17 protein-coding genes and 3 tRNA genes are annotated in these 15,714 nt (G+C 58.5%); 15 read left to right on the top strand and 5 right to left on the bottom strand.

Annotated features, from left to right (window positions below; genetic code table 11):
- Nucleotides 1–143: 143 nt before the first annotated feature.
- A complete protein-coding gene (locus tag AAAB16_RS01920) occupies nt 144–443 on the bottom strand; it encodes a YciI family protein (protein ID WP_110614730.1) in 300 nt (99 codons plus the stop codon).
- Nucleotide 444: 1 nt separating this feature from the next.
- Nucleotides 445–1,062 carry a septation protein A gene (locus AAAB16_RS01915; protein ID WP_340661808.1) on the bottom strand — a complete coding sequence of 206 codons (618 nt, stop codon included), beginning with the start codon at nt 1,060–1,062 and terminating at the stop codon, nt 445–447.
- A gap of 168 nt (nt 1,063–1,230) precedes the next feature.
- Here AAAB16_RS01915 and AAAB16_RS01910 point away from each other — a divergent pair, with 168 nt between their 5' ends.
- The 8 genes from AAAB16_RS01910 (at nt 1,231) to AAAB16_RS01875 (ending at nt 8,219) form a co-directional block, all read left to right on the top strand.
- On the top strand, nt 1,231–2,094 hold the full coding sequence (locus AAAB16_RS01910) for a PHP domain-containing protein (protein WP_340661807.1): 864 nt from the start codon (nt 1,231–1,233) through the stop codon (nt 2,092–2,094).
- 28 nt (nt 2,095–2,122) lie between these two features.
- The gene (locus AAAB16_RS01905) at nt 2,123–2,752 is read left to right on the top strand and encodes an L-threonylcarbamoyladenylate synthase (protein WP_110615118.1); all 630 of its coding nucleotides are present in this window, start codon (nt 2,123–2,125) and stop codon (nt 2,750–2,752) included.
- A 20-nt stretch (nt 2,753–2,772) separates the two neighbouring features.
- Nucleotides 2,773–4,002, top strand: coding sequence for a tryptophan--tRNA ligase (locus AAAB16_RS01900; protein ID WP_340661806.1), 1,230 nt, complete (start codon nt 2,773–2,775; stop codon nt 4,000–4,002).
- Between the two features lie 120 nt (nt 4,003–4,122).
- Nucleotides 4,123–4,854 carry a ScpA family protein gene (locus tag AAAB16_RS01895; RefSeq protein WP_340661810.1) on the top strand — a complete coding sequence of 244 codons (732 nt, stop codon included), beginning with the start codon at nt 4,123–4,125 and terminating at the stop codon, nt 4,852–4,854.
- A 13-nt stretch (nt 4,855–4,867) separates the two neighbouring features.
- Nucleotides 4,868–5,824 (top strand): SMC-Scp complex subunit ScpB, encoded by a 957-nt coding sequence (gene scpB, locus AAAB16_RS01890; RefSeq protein WP_340661805.1) that lies wholly within the window; start codon nt 4,868–4,870, stop codon nt 5,822–5,824.
- An 8-nt stretch (nt 5,825–5,832) separates the two neighbouring features.
- On the top strand, nt 5,833–6,027 hold the full coding sequence (locus AAAB16_RS01885; protein WP_340661804.1) for a DUF1289 domain-containing protein: 195 nt from the start codon (nt 5,833–5,835) through the stop codon (nt 6,025–6,027).
- Nucleotides 6,028–6,131: 104 nt separating this feature from the next.
- Entirely contained in the window at nt 6,132–7,196 is a 1,065-nt protein-coding gene (locus tag AAAB16_RS01880) for an AI-2E family transporter (protein ID WP_340661803.1), read from the top strand.
- Nucleotides 7,197–7,301: 105 nt separating this feature from the next.
- Nucleotides 7,302–8,219 carry a glycosyltransferase gene (locus tag AAAB16_RS01875; RefSeq protein ID WP_340661802.1) on the top strand — a complete coding sequence of 306 codons (918 nt, stop codon included), beginning with the start codon at nt 7,302–7,304 and terminating at the stop codon, nt 8,217–8,219.
- Between the two features lie 65 nt (nt 8,220–8,284).
- Here AAAB16_RS01875 and AAAB16_RS01870 read toward each other — a convergent pair whose 3' ends face one another.
- Nucleotides 8,285–8,953, bottom strand: coding sequence for a Bax inhibitor-1/YccA family protein (locus AAAB16_RS01870; protein ID WP_340661801.1), 669 nt, complete (start codon nt 8,951–8,953; stop codon nt 8,285–8,287).
- A 135-nt stretch (nt 8,954–9,088) separates the two neighbouring features.
- On the opposite strand from AAAB16_RS01870, the gene AAAB16_RS01865 reads away from it, so the two are divergent.
- A tRNA-Ser gene (locus tag AAAB16_RS01865) sits at nt 9,089–9,176 on the top strand.
- A 59-nt stretch (nt 9,177–9,235) separates the two neighbouring features.
- On the opposite strand, the gene AAAB16_RS01860 is transcribed toward AAAB16_RS01865, so the two are convergent.
- Nucleotides 9,236–9,595: a hypothetical protein gene (locus AAAB16_RS01860; protein WP_340661800.1), complete on the bottom strand. Its 360-nt coding sequence runs from the start codon at nt 9,593–9,595 to the stop codon at nt 9,236–9,238.
- Nucleotides 9,596–9,811: 216 nt separating this feature from the next.
- Between AAAB16_RS01860 and AAAB16_RS01855 the strand changes: the two genes are divergently transcribed.
- The gene (locus AAAB16_RS01855; RefSeq protein ID WP_340661799.1) at nt 9,812–11,443 is read left to right on the top strand and encodes a hybrid sensor histidine kinase/response regulator; all 1,632 of its coding nucleotides are present in this window, start codon (nt 9,812–9,814) and stop codon (nt 11,441–11,443) included.
- Here AAAB16_RS01855 and AAAB16_RS01850 read toward each other — a convergent pair.
- Nucleotides 11,440–12,093 carry a response regulator transcription factor gene (locus AAAB16_RS01850; protein WP_340661798.1) on the bottom strand — a complete coding sequence of 218 codons (654 nt, stop codon included), beginning with the start codon at nt 12,091–12,093 and terminating at the stop codon, nt 11,440–11,442. The two genes, AAAB16_RS01855 and AAAB16_RS01850, sit on opposite strands and share 4 nt — an antisense overlap.
- 226 nt (nt 12,094–12,319) lie before the next feature.
- Between AAAB16_RS01850 and uvrY the strand changes: the two genes are divergently transcribed.
- The 5 genes from uvrY to AAAB16_RS01825 all read left to right on the top strand — a co-directional run bounded on the left by uvrY (nt 12,320) and on the right by AAAB16_RS01825 (nt 15,642).
- Nucleotides 12,320–12,964, top strand: a complete 645-nt coding sequence (gene uvrY / locus AAAB16_RS01845; protein WP_110614714.1) for a UvrY/SirA/GacA family response regulator transcription factor — start codon at nt 12,320–12,322, stop codon at nt 12,962–12,964.
- Nucleotide 12,965: 1 nt separating this feature from the next.
- Complete coding sequence (gene uvrC, locus AAAB16_RS01840; RefSeq protein WP_340661809.1) at nt 12,966–14,792, top strand: excinuclease ABC subunit UvrC; 1,827 nt, start codon at nt 12,966–12,968, stop codon at nt 14,790–14,792.
- 33 nt (nt 14,793–14,825) lie between these two features.
- Nucleotides 14,826–15,383, top strand: coding sequence for a CDP-diacylglycerol--glycerol-3-phosphate 3-phosphatidyltransferase (gene pgsA / locus AAAB16_RS01835; RefSeq protein WP_340661797.1), 558 nt, complete (start codon nt 14,826–14,828; stop codon nt 15,381–15,383).
- A 65-nt stretch (nt 15,384–15,448) separates the two neighbouring features.
- Nucleotides 15,449–15,524, top strand: a tRNA-Gly gene (locus tag AAAB16_RS01830).
- Nucleotides 15,525–15,568: 44 nt separating this feature from the next.
- Nucleotides 15,569–15,642: transfer RNA gene (locus AAAB16_RS01825), tRNA-Cys, on the top strand.
- Nucleotides 15,643–15,714: the final 72 nt, after the last annotated feature.

The following is a 15,714-nucleotide window of genomic DNA, read 5'->3' as shown; positions in this document are numbered from 1 at the left end:
CTGCGGGCTGCTTTCAACCGGCGCTAGCGGTGTTTCTTCGGCGTGGGCAGCCATGGCGATAAACAACGATGCAGCGAACAACACGGGCAGTGGACCTTGGCGCATCGGCTTTCCTTATTGGCGTGATCGCAACGCTGAAGGGCTTATGGCAGTACCAATTTAAACGGCTTGACCACAACGTTAGCGTATACACCGGCAGCGCGGTAAGGGTCGGCATCGGCCCAGGTTTGCGCGGCAATCAGCGATTCAAACTCGGCGACGATCAAGCTGCCACTGAACCCCGCAGCGCCGGGGTCATTGCTGTCCACGGCTGGGTGGGGGCCGGCGAGTACCAGACGGCCTTCGCTTTTCAGCTGTTCCAGGCGCGCCAGGTGAGTAGGACGTGCGGCCAAACGCTTGTCCAGGGAATTGGCCACGTCGGTGGCGATAATCGCGTAGAGCATGTCAGTCCTTAGTTTTGCTGGCGGGAGAGGTGTCGGCATCAACGGGCTTGGGCACGTCATGAATGTGGCGGGCCAAGTAAATGCCCTGGCCGATCAAGAACAGCAGGGTCATGCCCAAGCTGCCGAACACTTTGAAGTCGACCCAAATGCTCGGAAAGGTAAACGCTACAAATAAGTTGGCGCTGCCGCTGACGATAAAGAACACGATCCAGGCGATATTCAGCCGGGTCCAGATGGCGTCGGGTAGGCCCACGGCGTGGCCCATCATGCGTTGAATCAGCACCTTGTCACCGATGAAATGGCTGCCGAGGAAGGCCAGGGCAAACAGCCAGCTCACCACCGGCGCTTTCCACTTCAAAAATGTTTCGCTGTGAAAGGCCAGCGTCAGGCTACCGAATACCAAGCAGGCGATCAGGGTGAGCCATTGGCTCTTTTCCAGGCGGCGCTGAACGATAAAGAAAATGCCGTACACCACAATGGAACTGACGATCAACACCGCGGTGGCGCTGAAAATACCGCCTAGCATGTAGGTGTAGCCGAAGAGTTCGATGGCGCGGGGTTCAAGCTTGAAGACGAGGAAAAACAGGATAAGCGGGATGAAGTCGAGGAATTGTTTCACAGTGGCAAGCCAGAAGCAGGATGTGCCGGCATAATAACAAACCCAAACCGTAGGGATAGGCGCAGCGGCGCAGAGTTTGCGCCGCCGCGTGGTTTTTTCCCACTAACTGTTGCGGCCCTGCGCGTTCTATTGAATACAGCGCTTCGTTTTTACTGAGAGAAAGTCTTGATGATTGTTGACCTGCACTGCCATAGCACCGCTTCCGACGGCGCCCTTGCGCCCGCCGTAGTGGTCGCCCGCGCCCATGAGCGCGGCGTGCGGGTTCTGGCCCTGACCGACCACGACACCCTTGAAGGCCTCGACGAAGCACGCAACGCTGCCAATAGTCTGGACATGCAACTGATCAACGGCATTGAGCTGTCGTGCATGTGGGGCGGGGCGACTATTCATGTACTCGGTTACGGTTTCGCCGCCGATGCCCCCGCACTGCTTAAGGCTATTGCCGACCTACATAGCGGCCGCTGGCTACGCGCCGAAGAGATTGATCGGCGCCTGGCCCTCAAAGGCATGCCCGGCGCATTAGATGGCGCCCGCGCCATTCAGCAAGAACTCGGCGACAGCGGCAACGCTCCAGCCCGTCCGCACTTCGCCGACTTCCTCGTGCGTGCCGGCTACGTCAAAGACCGTGGCGAGGCGTTCCGTAAATGGCTGGGGTCGGGCAAGCTCGGCGACGTCAAACAGCATTGGCCAAGCCTGGAGGACGCCGTGCGTACCCTGCGTGAAGCCGGCGCTTGGGTGAGCATGGCGCACCCTTGGCAATACGATTTCACCCGCAGTAAACGGCGCAAACTGGTGATCGACTTTGTCGCCGCCGGTGGTCAGGCGCTGGAAGTGGTCAATGGCATGCAGCCGGCCGAGCAAGTAGGTGGCCTGGCGATTCTTGCCCGTGAGTTCGGTCTGCTGGCCAGCGTCGGCAGTGACTTCCACGCGCCAGGTGATTGGTCGGAGTTGGGCATGTACCGCCCGCTGCCCGACGACCTGGCGCCCCTGTGGCTGCGCTTCGATCATGTCCCACACGCTGCTGCCGGCTGAGCCGCTGGCCTTTGATAAGAGAGCTCCCGTGAGTCAATTTTTCCAGGTGCACCCGGAGAACCCGCAAGCGCGGTTGATCAAACAGGCGGTGGAGATCATTAAAGGCGGCGGTGTGATCGTCTATCCCACCGACTCTTCCTACGCCGTCGGCTGCCATATCGGCGATAAAACCGCCGTGGAGCGCATCCGTCGCCTGCGTCAGTTGGACGACAAACACAACTTCACCCTGGTTTGCCGTGACCTGTCGCAGCTAGGCCTGTTCGCCAAGGTCGATACCGGCGCTTTCCGCCTGCTCAAAGGCCATACGCCCGGGCCGTACACCTTTATTCTCAACGCCACCCGTGAAGTGCCGCGCATGCTCCTGCACCCCAAACGCCGCACCATCGGCCTGCGCGTGCCGGGCCATCCGATTGCCCAAGCCTTGTTGGAAGAGTTGGGCGAACCGCTGATGAGCACGAGCCTGATCTTGCCCGGCGAAAAAGAGCCGATGAGCGACCCCTACGAAATGCGCCAAATCCTTGAACACCAGGTTGACCTGATTCTCGATGGCGGCTTCGGCGGCCTGGAAGCCTCCACGGTGGTCAGCCTGGTGGACGATGAAGTGGTGCTGGTGCGCGTGGGCTGTGGCGATCCACGGCCGTTCGGGGCTGATGCCTAGATGTTGAAAGGAACCACTGCTTGAGCCTGGTCGACCCGCAACGCCGTGTACTGTCGGGCATGCGCCCCAGCGGCCGTTTGCACCTGGGCCATTACCATGGCGTATTGAAAAACTGGGTCAAGCTGCAGCACGAATATGAGTGCTTTTTCTGCATCGTCGACTGGCACGCACTGACCACCGATTACGACGACGTTGGCCAGATCGCCGGCCACGTCATGGATATGGCCGTGGATTGGCTGGCCGCCGGTGTCAGCCCTAGCTCGGCAAACCTGTTTATTCAATCGCAAGTGCCCGAGCACGCCGAGCTGCACCTGCTGCTGTCGATGATCTGCCCGCTCAGTTGGCTGGAACGCGTGCCCTCGTATAAAGAGCAGCAAGACCAACTGCAGCACAAAGACCTCAGCACCTACGGTTTTCTCGGCTGCCCGCTGCTGCAAGCCGCCGATATTTTGCTCTACCGTGCCGGCCTGGTGCCGGTCGGCTCAGACCAACTGCCGCATATCGAATTCGCCCGCGAAGTGGCCCGGCGCTTTAACCACTTATATGGTCGCGAGCCCGGCTTTGAAGCCAAGGCTGAAGCGGCCATTCTGCGTCTGGGCAAAAAAACCGCCAAACTTTACAACAGCCTGCGCCAAGCCTTTCAGGAGCGCGGCGACGTTGAAGCGCTGGATACGGCGCGCGCCCTGCTCAAAGAAGTACAAAGCATCACCCTGGGCGATAAAGAACGCCTATTTGGTTATCTCGAAGGCGGCGGTAAAGTGCTGCTGCCAGAACCCCACGCTTTGCTCAGCGAATCGCCAAAAATCGTTGGGCTGGACGGCAGCAAAATGGCCACGTCCCATTTCAAGGGCGGCAATAGCAACGCCATTTACTTGCGCGACACTCAGGCGGAGATAGAAGACAAACTGCGGCGCATGCCTACCGACCCGGCGCGCGTGCACCGCGTCGACCCTGGCGAGCCAACGCGTTGCGCGGTCTGGCAGTTGCATAAGGTTTACTCCGATGAACCCACGCGCGAATGGGTGGAGCAGGGCTGTCGCAGCGCCGCTATTGGCTGCATCGACTGCAAAGGCCCGGTGATCGAGGCGGTGCAGGCCGAACTGAAACCGCTGCACCTGCGCGCACTGGACTACCAAAGCAGCCCGGAACTGGTGCGCAACATCCTCGCCGAAGGCGCCGAACGGGCGCGCGACGAGGCGCGGGAAACCCTCACCGAGGTGCGCAGCGCCTTGGGTTTGAATTATCGCTAGTCTTGAATGATCGCCAGTAAGGAACCTATGCAGGACACCACCCCCAGCGAAGTGGACAGCCAGGCCGGCGCCCAACAGGAGCTGCCGTTCGCCTTGGTGTACGGCAAGGCCGTCACCGAAATGCCGGTGGACCTGTATATCCCCCCCGACGCCCTAGAGGTGTTCCTCGAAGCCTTTGAAGGTCCGCTCGACCTGTTGCTGTACCTGATCCGCAAACAAAACATCGACGTGCTCGATATCCCGGTGGCGGAAATCACCCGCCAATACATGGGTTACGTTGAGCTGATGCAGTCGGTACGCCTGGAGCTGGCCGCCGAGTACCTGGTGATGGCGGCCATGCTCGCCGAAATCAAATCGCGCATGCTCCTGCCGCGCTCGGCCGAGGCCGAAGAAGAGGAAGACGACCCGCGTGCTGAGCTGATCCGCCGCTTGCAGGAATACGAACGCTATAAAGCCGCCGCCGAAGGTATCGACCAAATCAGCCGCGTCGGCCGCGACCTCACGGTGCCGCGCCTGGATGCCCCGGAGGCCCGCGCGCGCAAGCTGTTGCCCGACGTCAGCCTGGAAGAACTGCTGCTGTCCATGGCCGAAGTACTGCGCCGTAGCGATATGTTTGAAAGCCATCAAGTCACCCGCGAGCAACTGTCCACCCGCGAGCGTATGAGCGAGGTGTTGGAGCGTTTGAAAGGTGGCGCATTTGTGCCGTTTGTCAGCCTGTTTCTCGCCGAAGAGGGCAAGCTTGGCGTGGTGGTGACCTTTATGGCGGTGCTGGAATTGATCAAAGAACAATTGGTCGAGTTGGTGCAAAACGAGGCTTTCGGGCCGATTCACGTACGTGCGCGTGGCGAATGAGACCCTCCCTGACATGAACCTTAACGACCCTAAAGAGCTGGCCTCGCTGCTCGAAGCCTTCTTGCTCGCCAGCGGCAAACCGCAGTCACTCGAGCGCCTGTTCGAACTCTTTGAAGAAGGCGAACGCCCGGAACCTGCGGTATTCAAAAAAGCCCTCGTCGTGCTGGAGAAATCCTGCGCCGGGCGCGCTTTTGAGCTGAAAGAAGTCGCCACCGGTTACCGCATTCAAGTACGCGAAATGTACGCGCCCTGGGTCGGCCGCCTGTGGGAAGAGCGCCCGCAACGCTACTCGCGCGCCATGCTCGAAACCCTGGCGCTGGTCGCCTATCGCCAGCCCATCACCCGCGGCGAAATCGAAGATGTACGTGGCGTGGCAGTCAACAGCCATATCGTCAAAACCCTGCTCGAGCGTGAATGGATCCGCGTGGTTGGCTACCGCGACGTGCCAGGCAAACCGGCCATGTTTGCCACTACCAAGCTGTTCCTTGATCACTTCAACCTGAAAAACCTCGACGAACTGCCACCGCTCGCCGCCCTGCGCGAACTGGAGCCCGAGCCTATGCTCGGCTTCGATCAAGACGACCTGCCGGTACCCGAAGGCCTGCAAGCGCGCGCCGATACCGCCACCGAAGGCGAAGAGGGCGCAGCGCCCGAACCTAGCGAAGAGAAAAGCTTCGGCAGCCTGCTGGCCGAACTGGACATGATGGAAGAAGGTCTGAAAACCGACTTCGACGACTTGCCTGACGACTACGACCCACCGGTACCTGAAGGCCTGCAAGCGCGTGCCGACATGGCCCTCGCTGCAGACGATGAAGACGAACAGCCCATGTCCGCCGAAGAGGCATTGCAGGTGTTGCGCAGCAAGGTTGCCACTCAAGCAGTGACGCCACCGCCAGAGCCCGACGAAGAAAGCGAAGAAGAAGCCCTGGCCCGCGCCATCCGCGAAGAACAGGAATACTCCCGAGACTAATGACAGCTATGGGTGACACGAAAAATCCCTGCATCAGCCTGTGCGAATTCGAAGAGCGGATATGCCTCGGCTGTGGGCGCAGCAAGGATGAAATCAAAGCCTGGAAGAAAATGGACAAACCGGAAAAGCGCGACGTACTGGCCGAAGCGGCGCAACGCCTGAAGGCCATGGGTGGCAAGCCCCGCAAGAAAAAGCGCAAATAACCTCTGGCCGTGCCTAGCGGTGGCGGCAGAGGCTTCGATAAAACCTGCACTTGCCGCTGCGCTCGTGGACTAAGGCTCATCAGTCTTTTTACCGACGAGCGCCCATGTCCGACCCTGCGATTGAAAAGAAACTGTTCCTGGCCTTGCTGGCGGCAGTAACCGTCGCCTTTGGCTGGATTTTGCTGCCGTATTACGGCGCGGTGTTCTGGGCCGTTATCCTGGCCATTTTGTTCAATCCGGTGAATCGTTGGCTGGCCCGGCGGCATCAGGGTTCGCGCAACCTGACGGCGTTGACCACGCTGATAATCTGCCTGTGCATCGCTATTTTGCCGGTGGTGTTCACCACCGCGTTACTGGTGCAGGAAGCGGGCGAGTTGTACCGGCGCATTGAAAGCGGCGACCTCGATATTGGTGCCTATATCGTCGAAATAAAGCGCCACTTGCCGCACTATGTGCAGGTGCAGATGGACCGCTTCGGGTTCGGCAACCTTAATGGGCTCAAAGATAAAGCCATCACGGGTGCGATGCAGGGCAGCCAGGCGGTGGCTAGCCAGGCGTTCACCCTGGGGCAGAACACCTTCGAGTTTCTGATCAGCTTCGGCATCATGCTGTATCTACTGTTCTTCTTTCTGCGTGATGGCCAAGAATTGGTACGCAAGATTCGCACCGCCATACCGCTAAACGAAGGCCAGAAACGCCGCCTGCAGCTGCGCTTCACCCGCGTGGTGCGCGCCACCGTCAAAGGTAACGTGTTGGTGGCTGTTACTCAGGGCGCCTTGGGCGGCTTGGCGTTCTGGTTTCTCGGCATCAACAGCCCGTTGCTGTGGGCGGTGTTAATGGCCTTTTTGTCGCTGCTGCCAGCGGTAGGTGGCGGCATCGTTTGGGTGCCTGTCGCGGTTTACTTCCTGGCGACCGGAGCGATTTGGCAGGGCGTGGCGTTGAGCGTGTTCGGTGTGCTGGTGATCGGTATGGTCGACAACGTGCTAAGGCCCATTTTGGTAGGCCGCGATACGCAAATGCCGGACTACATGATCTTGCTCTCGACGCTCGGTGGGCTGACCATCTTTGGCCTCAATGGCTTTGTTATCGGCCCATTGATTGCGGCACTGTTCCTTTCGTGTTGGGGAATTTTCACCAGTGGCCGCAAGACTGTGCGGCTGCCGTCCTAGTAGCGCGAGGGGATAGGGCTTTTCCTACCAGTTGAAGTGGGGTGACTGACATAGCCCTGTGGGTGGCCTGCGGAAAATTGCAATTTTTCCGCGCAGGCCCAAGCCATGTCCTCTCCAGTTACCGTTGTAGAGCCCTTCGTCAGCGTTGTTATTCCCACCTATAACTACGGTTATCTACTGCACCGCGCCTTGTGTTCGGTCATTGCACAGCAAACGGCGGACGTCGAAGTGCTGGTGATCAATGACGGTTCAACCGATGAGACCGAAGAGATCTTCGCTCGCTTTCAACGCTCCACCGGTTCCGATGTGCATATGATCAGTCAACCTAATTGCGGTGTCGCCGCGGCGCGTAATCGTGGCGTCCGCGCTGCTCGTGGCCGTTATGTGTTTTTTCTCGATGCAGATGATGAACTTCTGCCTGAGGGCTTGGCTGCTCTGCGCCAAGCCCTGGTCAGCCAGCCGGATGCTGGCATGGTATTGGGCGCGTACCTATCGGTGAATGCCGCAGGGACTGAACGCTTGCGCTTGCCAACCCAGGTGGCGGGGAGTGCTAGTGAACGCATTTGCCGTTATCTGTTGGAAAAGAAAATTGCGGTGTCCCACAGCCGCTCGCTGTTTCGCCGCGATTTACTCCTGCAACGCCCCTACCCAGAGAAACTCCGTAGCAGCGAGGATGTAGCGGTGTTTGCCTGCTTGCTGGCGAGCGCAACAGTGGTGACTACCGACACTCCGGTGGCCAGAATCCATAAGCACGCCGATAGCCTGCGGCATCGCCGCGCCGACCAGTTTTTTGCCCGGCAACTGGTCGCCGAGGTGTTCGCTTCGCTTCCAGGCGATTGCCAACGCTATCGCCAGCGCTATGAAGCGCAACGCTATTTGTCGTTGTTTCGCGCGGCGGCGCGCCGTGGCGATCAGCATTCGGCAGCGGGTTTGTACCGCCAAGCCCTGCGCTTATGGCCATTCCAGGCTTTGCGTCTGTGCTATCTGCATACGTGGGTGCGCGTTAACTTTGCCTGGCGCTAGCGTCAACTATCTATCTATCCGCACAAAAAAAGCCCGCCGAAGCGGGCTTTTTGCTGACGTTGAGATCAGTCGTCGCTGCTCATGATGCCGAAAATCTGCAACAGGCTGACGAACAGGTTGTAGATCGAAATGTACAGGCTGACGGTGGCCATGATGTAGTTGCGCTCGCCGCCATGAATGATCTGGCTGGTCTGGAACAGGATGCACACCGACGAGAACAGCACGAAGCCAGCGCTGATTGCCAGCTGCAGGCCGCTGATCTGGAAGAACATGCTGACCAATACTGCGCCCAGCAACACGAAGAAACCCGCGGTGATAAAGCCGGCGAGGAAGCTCATGTCTTTACGGGTGGTCAGCACATAGGCCGATAGGCCGCAGAACACCAGCGCTGTCATGGCAAAGGCCGACGAAATAACTTCGGCGCCATTGGCCATGCCAATGTAGCGGTTAAGGATTGGGCCGAGGGTGTAGCCCATAAAACCAGTGAGGGCGAAGGTGGAAACCAGGCCCCAGGCTGAATCACGCAGTTTTACGGTAAGGAAGAACAGGCCGTAGAAACCGATCAGTACAACGAAAATGTTTGGATAGGGAACGCGCATCTGCTGGGCTACATAAGCGACCACGCCGCTGAAGGCGAGGGTCAGGGCCAGCAGCCCGTAGGTGTTGCGCAGTACGCGGCTGACTTCTTGCTGCTCGACCTGCGCATGGCCGAGTGCGTAATCTTGTTCGTGCATGGCGACACTCCTTATAGACGGCTTAGTGGGTTCCGTGACCCGTAGTCGTTAGCGACTATAACAGAGCACTTTGGCCTGCCAACCCAGCAGAGTTTGACAGTGTGTTTCCTTCCGGTATTATTCCGCCCGCACTTCGGAGGTGTGGCCGAGCGGTTTAAGGCAGCAGTCTTGAAAACTGCCGACTGTAACAGGTCCGTGAGTTCGAATCTCACCGCCTCCGCCATCTGAGTAAAACAAAAGCCCCGCGTATGCGGGGCTTTTGTTTTTCCGGGGTTTGCGCTTTTAGCGTGATGCGCTGGCCGGCACACAGCCTGTGTTTGCGCCGCCGGTCAGGGTTTCGACATTGTCGAGCACCTTATTGCCCTGGTTAACCTTGCCAGCGTTTTCCGCCGCTTGTACGCGTTGGGTGTAGCCGGCCGAGTTGCCGCTCAAGTTCTGCTGTGTTTCCAGCACCGAATTGGTGATCGCCAGCAGGCTGCGGCCGGTGGAGATAAGGTCGGCGGTTGCGTTTGGCGCGCAAGGGCCGTTAGCCGTTTGTACGTTATTCAGGCCCTGGCTTTGTGTGTTCTGCGGCAAGCAGCCAGCAAGTGTGGCCAGCAGTGGCAATGCGATCAGTGCGCCGAATGTTCCTTTGACGTTCATTTTCTTCTCCCTAAGTAGTCACCGGGCTAACGGATACTTGGCCTTGACCGGATGCCAAGGCGATTGCGGGAGTCTATGGGTCGTCTCAGGCTGCAGGAATAGTACGGGTGTACTACGGCCAGGCACGCGCAACGCTGTTAGGGTCTTGCTCGCTGCGGGGTAGCCGCTTAGGGTGGTGTCGCTGCATCTGCCCAAGAGTTACTGCAAGGATTGCTTATGTCTGCGACTGCTTTGCGTGCGCACGATACAGAACGCGCCCAGGCGGTGGTGCGTCTGATCATCACGCCGATCGCCGTTTCTTACATGTTGTGGGTCTACCACAAGTCGATTATCGAGCCGGAGCTGGCCTGGCTGATTTCCGCCCTGGGGGTGGTCTTTCTGGTCGTCTCAGTACTGCTTTGGCTTGATATCCGTCGCCGGCCCGGCCATCGCCCGGTTCGGCGACTGCTCACCATGCTCACTGATTTCAGCTGTATCACCGTGACTATGGCGATCGGTAGCGCGGCTATGCTGCCGGTGTACGGCATCTTGCTCTGGGTAACGGTGGGTTATGGCTTGCGCTATGGCTCCCGTTACTTGCTGGCGTCGACCATTTTGGCGGTGTGCTCGCTGGCAATCACTGCCAACGCTTCCGCCTACTGGCAGTCGCAACCGTTCCTGATCGTGACGTTGCTGATCACCACGGTGATGGTGCCTGGCTATATGCATGCTCTGCTCAAACGCACGCGAATTGCCGCCGAAGCGGAGCGGGCGGCGCTGTTGGCAAAGTCGCAGTTTCTCGCCCAGGCCAGTCACGATTTACGCCAGCCGATTCACTCCATCAGTCTGTTTACCGCGTGCCTGCGCGATGGTCGCCTTGATGCCGAGCAGCAGCGCTTGGTGGACAACGTCGATAAATCGCTGCACAGCGTCTCGCGGCTGTTTCGCTCGATTCTCGATATGTATTCGCTGGACAGTGGGCGTGTAACCCCACACGTGGAAACCCTGGCGTTGCATACCTTTCTGCAGCAGTTGATCCAGCAAAACACCGAGGCCGCACGTTGGGCCGGCGTGCCGATTCGCCTGCGTTGCCCACCGATATACGTGCGTGCCGACCCAGGGCTGTTGACCACCATGCTGCAGAACTTGCTCTCCAATGCGCTGAAGTACGCGCCGGGTCGCCCGCTGCTAATCGGCTGTCGCCTGCGTGGCGATACGCTTTCGGTGGAGATGTATGACAAAGGTGAGGGCATTGCCGAGGCCAACCTCAGCAGTATCTTTGACGAGTTCTATCGAGTTCGCCAAGCGCGCGGCAAAGACGTTGAAGGCATGGGCTTGGGCCTTGCCATTGTTAAGCGGCTTGGTGAGCTAATGGGGCTCAGCATTCGAATCCGTTCGGTGGTTGGCAGCGGCACGCTGGTGGCGATCGACGGCTTGCCTCGTGCTCCTGCGCCAGCGGCGAAAAGCACGCCCGCAGCGGGGCGAAACTGCACGCCGCCTATGCTCGACGGTTTGCGTATCTGCCTGATTGAAGACGATCAAAACGTGCTGCTGGCGACCGCGACGCTGTTGCAAAAATGGGGCTGTCGCGTCGAGACCTACGGTTCAATCCCGCGCGCCAATAATCCTTTTGATCTGGTGATTACCGACTTTGATTTGGATACCGAAGCCTCAGGTGCCGACTGCATCGCCTACGTGCGCCAACTAAGTGGGCGTAATATCCCGGCCATTATCGTGACTGGCCATGACGTGCGGCGGGTGCAAGAGGCGGTGAATGACGCGGAAATTCCGGTGCTGTCCAAACCCGTTCACCCGGCCGAACTGCGCTCGCTCTTGGTCGCGCTGAAGTTGGAGCGGCAAGCACACTAGTTCAGACCGGCCTTTGCTGCCAGGGCCGCCGCCGCTGCGCGGGTGGTGACATCGAGGGTGTGCAGTAATGAGGAAACATGGATACGCACGGTAAACGGTGAAATATCCAGCTCGCGGGCGATTTCCTTGTTTGACAGCCCGCGTGCCACCAGCAGCAATACCTCGTGCTGGCGGGGCGTCAATTGATCCACTGCGCTGCCTTCTTTGGCGAAGGAGGGGAGGCCTGCCGGACCAAGGGTGAGGACAAACTCGCCGGCGCGAACGGCATGCAGCGCCTGGGCAATTTCATCAGGCGGCGTAGCTTTGCCGATAAAACCGTCTGCGCCCGCCACCATTACTTCGTCAATCAAGGTACGGTTCTCAACCATCGAGACGATGACTATCGAGCTGCGCTTGAATGTCTTGCGCAATGAACTGACCGCCTTAGGCGATTGCCCAGGGAACAGCAAGTCGAGCAAAAACAAGCTTGGCGCCGGTCCCTGGTGGGCCAGGCGCAACACTTCGTCCATGTCGCCGGCCTCATGGATGCTGGCGCTAGGGAACTCGCGCTGCACGATCCGGCCAAGTCCATCGCGGAACACCGGGTGGTCGTCAGCAACTATGATGCGGTCATGTTGTGGTTGTTCTGAGGCATGAGCGTCGTCAGTCATTTTCTCAGCCTAAATTTATATTCCACACGATGCCACCCTCTACGTCTCAGTATGACGAGCTGCTTAGCGCCGCTGCGTAATACCGGGCGGCTTTATTCAATATTCTGACGTTGGCTATTTGACTGTTATGCGCCAAGCTAGGCCATGCAGAGACTTTTTTGTTAAGGTGTTCGCCATCCCATGAGACCGCTTTGATAAGCGGCTTTGACGCACAAAGAGGTGTCGCTTGATTAGGGTGCTAGTGGTCGATGACCACGATCTGGTTCGAACCGGTATTACGCGCATGCTTGGCGACATTGATGGCCTGCAGGTCGTCGGTCAGGCTGACTCAGGTGAGGAGTCGCTGAAAAAGGCCCGCGAGGTTAAACCGGACGTTGTCCTCATGGACATCAAGATGCCCGGTATCGGTGGCCTGGAAGCCACCCGCAAATTGCTTCGCAGCCACCCCGACCTCAAAGTGATCGCCGTCACTGTGTGTGAGGACGACCCGTTTCCCACGCGCCTGTTGCAGGCCGGTGCGTCCGGTTACCTGACTAAAGGGGCGGCGCTGGAAGAAATGGTTCAGGCCATTCGCATGGTGTTTGGTGGGCAGCGTTACATCAGCCCGCAAATCGCACAGCAGTTGGCGTTGAAGTCGTTCCAGCCGCAAACCAGCGGCTCGCCGTTCGACTTGCTGTCCGAGCGGGAAATCCAGATTGCCCTGATGATTGCCGGCTGCCAGAAGGTGCAGACCATTTCCGACAAGCTTTGCTTGTCGCCGAAAACCGTGAACACCTACCGCTATCGCATTTTCGAAAAGCTGGAAATCACCAGTGACGTGGAGCTGGCGTTGCTAGCTGTACGCCACGGGATGGTCGATGCCACCAGTTGAAATGAGCGAACCGTTTGACTCCAGCGCCTTTCTTGCCACCAGCAGTGGGCGGCCCGGCGTGTATCGAATGTTCGATGCCGACGCCAAGCTGCTGTACGTGGGTAAAGCCAAAAACCTGAAAAAACGTCTAGCCAGTTACTTCCGCAAGACTGGGCTGGCGCCGAAAACTGCAGCCTTGGTGGCGAAGATCGCGCAGATCGAAACCACCATCACCGCCAACGAAACCGAAGCATTGCTGCTTGAACAGACGCTGATCAAGCAATGGCGGCCGCCGTACAACATCCTTCTGCGTGACGACAAATCCTATCCTTATGTGTTTCTTTCCGACGGTGACTTCCCCCGGCTGAGTATTCATCGTGGGGCGAAGAAACTAAAAGGTCGTTATTTCGGGCCATACCCAAGCGCTGGGGCTATTCGCGAGAGTTTGAGTCTGCTGCAGAAGACTTTTCTGGTGCGCCAGTGCGAAGACAGTTACTACAAAAATCGCACGCGGCCGTGCCTGCAGTACCAGATCAAACGTTGCAAAGGCCCTTGCGTTGCCGGTTTGGTAACGGCCGAGGAGTATGCTGAAGACGTGCGCCATTCGGTTATGTTTCTCGAGGGGCGTAGCAGTGCGTTGACTGATGAATTATCGGGCGCCATGGAAAAAGCGGCGATTAACCTGCAGTTCGAGCAGGCCGCCGATCTGCGTGACCAGATCTCCCTGCTGCGCCGCGTTCAAGACCAACAAAGCATGGAAGGTGGCAATGGCGATGTGGATGTCATTGCGGCGATGGTTAACCCCGGCGGTGCGTGTGTGCACTTGATCAGCGTGCGCGGCGGCCGTGTATTAGGCAGCAAAAATTTCTATCCGCAGGTGGCGATTGAGGAGGGCGTGGGTGAAGTGCTGGCCGCGTTCCTCGCCCAGTACTACCTGGGCAGTCACGAGCGCGACCTGCCGAGCGAGTTGATCGTTAACACCGACCATGAAGACTTTCCGGTATTGATTGAGGCGATCCATTCCCTGCGTGGGCGTGAGTTGGCCATCAGTCATAAAGTACGAGGCACCCGTGCGCGCTGGCAGCAGCTAGCGGTGACCAACGCCGAGCTCGCCCTTGCTTCGCGTTTGGCTGATCGCCAGCATATCGCCGCCCGTTTTGAAGCCCTGGCGGCGGCGCTGAATATGGATGAAGTGCCGCAGCGTATGGAGTGTTTCGACATCAGCCACTCCAGCGGCGAGGCGACCGTAGCGTCTTGTGTCGTGTTTGGGCCGGAGGGGCCGCTGAAGTCGGACTACCGGCGTTACAACATTGAGGGCGTTACGGGTGGCGACGACTATGCCGCCATGCACCAAGCCCTGACCCGGCGCTTTAGCAAGATCAAAGACGGCGAGGGCAAGCTGCCCGATATTCTCTTGGTCGACGGTGGTAAGGGCCAGTTGTCGATGGCCCGCGAAGTGCTGCAGGAATTGGCGGTTCCAGACTTGATCCTGCTTGGTGTGGCCAAAGGGGTAACGCGCAAACCTGGTCTGGAGACCCTGTACCTGAACGATGCTGCTCACGAATTTACCTTGCCGGGCAATTCGCCAGCCCTGCACTTGATTCAGCAAATTCGCGATGAGTCCCACCGATTTGCTATTACTGGCCATCGTGCTCGGCGCGGCAAAACTCGACGCACGTCGAATCTGGAAGAGGTGCCGGGCGTGGGGCCCAAGCGTCGGCGCGAGCTGCTCAACCACTTCGGTGGCCTGCAGGAATTGGTGCGCGCCAGCACTGATGAGATCGCTAAAGCGCCGGGAATTAGTAAAAAGCTCGCCGAGTCGATTTATGCTGCTCTGCACAGCGAGTAGAATGCCCGCTCACCTCGCAGCCTAGTTGTGCCGATGAATATTCCCAACCTGCTTACCGTACTGCGCGTTCTGCTGATTCCGATCTTCCTTTTGCTGTTCTATTTGCCATTTTCATGGAGCTATTTGGCTGCCAGTTCTGTATTCGCTGTGGCTGCCGCTACTGATTGGCTTGATGGCTATTTGGCCCGCAGATGGGAGCAGAGCACACCGTTTGGCGCGTTCCTCGACCCTGTGGCAGACAAACTCATGGTTGCCGTGGCCCTCGTTGTGCTGGTGGAAGAACACCACACCATCTGGCTGACGCTGCCAGCGGCGATCATCATCGGTCGGGAGATTGTAATTTCCGCCTTGCGCGAATGGATGGCCGAGTTGGGCGCGCGCGCGCATGTTGCGGTGTCCAACCTGGGTAAATGGAAGACCGCTGCACAAATGTTGGCGTTGGTGATCTTATTGGCCAGCCCTCCGTCGGAAACCGTCCGGGTGCTGCTGGGCTTTGGCCTGTTGATGATTGCCGCCGGTCTTACGCTGTGGTCGATGGTGCATTACCTGATTGCCGCCTGGCCGCACCTGAACCCCAATAAAGATAAATAAGCTTTTTTGAATCAAGGGGTTGACGGGGTGTTTGGATTCTATAGAATGGCGCCCGTCACCAAGACGCGGGAATAGCTCAGTTGGTAGAGCACGACCTTGCCAAGGTCGGGGTCGCGAGTTCGAGTCTCGTTTCCCGCTCCAATTTGTTGACGTTGAAGCCGCAGTTTGCGGCTTCTTCGTTTTGAGGCCGAGTAGCAAAATGGTTATGCCGCGGATTGCAAATCCGCTGACGCCGGTTCGATTCCGGCTCCAGCCTCCATATTTTAGGATTCTGGTTTGAAACGAAAGTTTCTAACGAGGATTAGCTGTAAAAAACCCATCTGCCCAGATG

The sequence above is a fragment of the Pseudomonas sp. genome, from assembly GCF_037994325.1.
Taxonomy (GTDB): domain Bacteria; phylum Pseudomonadota; class Gammaproteobacteria; order Pseudomonadales; family Pseudomonadaceae; genus Aquipseudomonas.
The sequence above is the reverse complement of the archived record's forward strand: the minus strand, read 5'-3'. Positions and strand labels throughout refer to the sequence as shown.

Bases quoted from the DNA above. Each gene is read 5' to 3' on its own strand.
- AAAB16_RS01920 (WP_110614730.1), bottom strand. From the start codon at position 443: ATGCTCTACGCGATTATCGCCACCGACGTGGCCAATTCCCTGGACAAG.
- AAAB16_RS01910 (WP_340661807.1), top strand. From the start codon at position 1,231: ATGATTGTTGACCTGCACTGCCATAGCACCGCTTCCGACGGCGCCCTT.
- AAAB16_RS01895 (WP_340661810.1), top strand. From the start codon at position 4,123: ATGCCGGTGGACCTGTATATCCCCCCCGACGCCCTAGAGGTGTTCCTC.
- scpB (WP_340661805.1), top strand. From the start codon at position 4,868: ATGAACCTTAACGACCCTAAAGAGCTGGCCTCGCTGCTCGAAGCCTTC.
- AAAB16_RS01885 (WP_340661804.1), top strand. From the start codon at position 5,833: ATGGGTGACACGAAAAATCCCTGCATCAGCCTGTGCGAATTCGAAGAG.
- AAAB16_RS01880 (WP_340661803.1), top strand. From the start codon at position 6,132: ATGTCCGACCCTGCGATTGAAAAGAAACTGTTCCTGGCCTTGCTGGCG.
- AAAB16_RS01875 (WP_340661802.1), top strand. From the start codon at position 7,302: ATGTCCTCTCCAGTTACCGTTGTAGAGCCCTTCGTCAGCGTTGTTATT.
- AAAB16_RS01870 (WP_340661801.1), bottom strand. From the start codon at position 8,953: ATGCACGAACAAGATTACGCACTCGGCCATGCGCAGGTCGAGCAGCAA.
- AAAB16_RS01860 (WP_340661800.1), bottom strand. From the start codon at position 9,595: ATGAACGTCAAAGGAACATTCGGCGCACTGATCGCATTGCCACTGCTG.
- AAAB16_RS01855 (WP_340661799.1), top strand. From the start codon at position 9,812: ATGTCTGCGACTGCTTTGCGTGCGCACGATACAGAACGCGCCCAGGCG.
- AAAB16_RS01850 (WP_340661798.1), bottom strand. From the start codon at position 12,093: ATGACTGACGACGCTCATGCCTCAGAACAACCACAACATGACCGCATC.
- uvrC (WP_340661809.1), top strand. From the start codon at position 12,966: ATGAGCGAACCGTTTGACTCCAGCGCCTTTCTTGCCACCAGCAGTGGG.
- pgsA (WP_340661797.1), top strand. From the start codon at position 14,826: ATGAATATTCCCAACCTGCTTACCGTACTGCGCGTTCTGCTGATTCCG.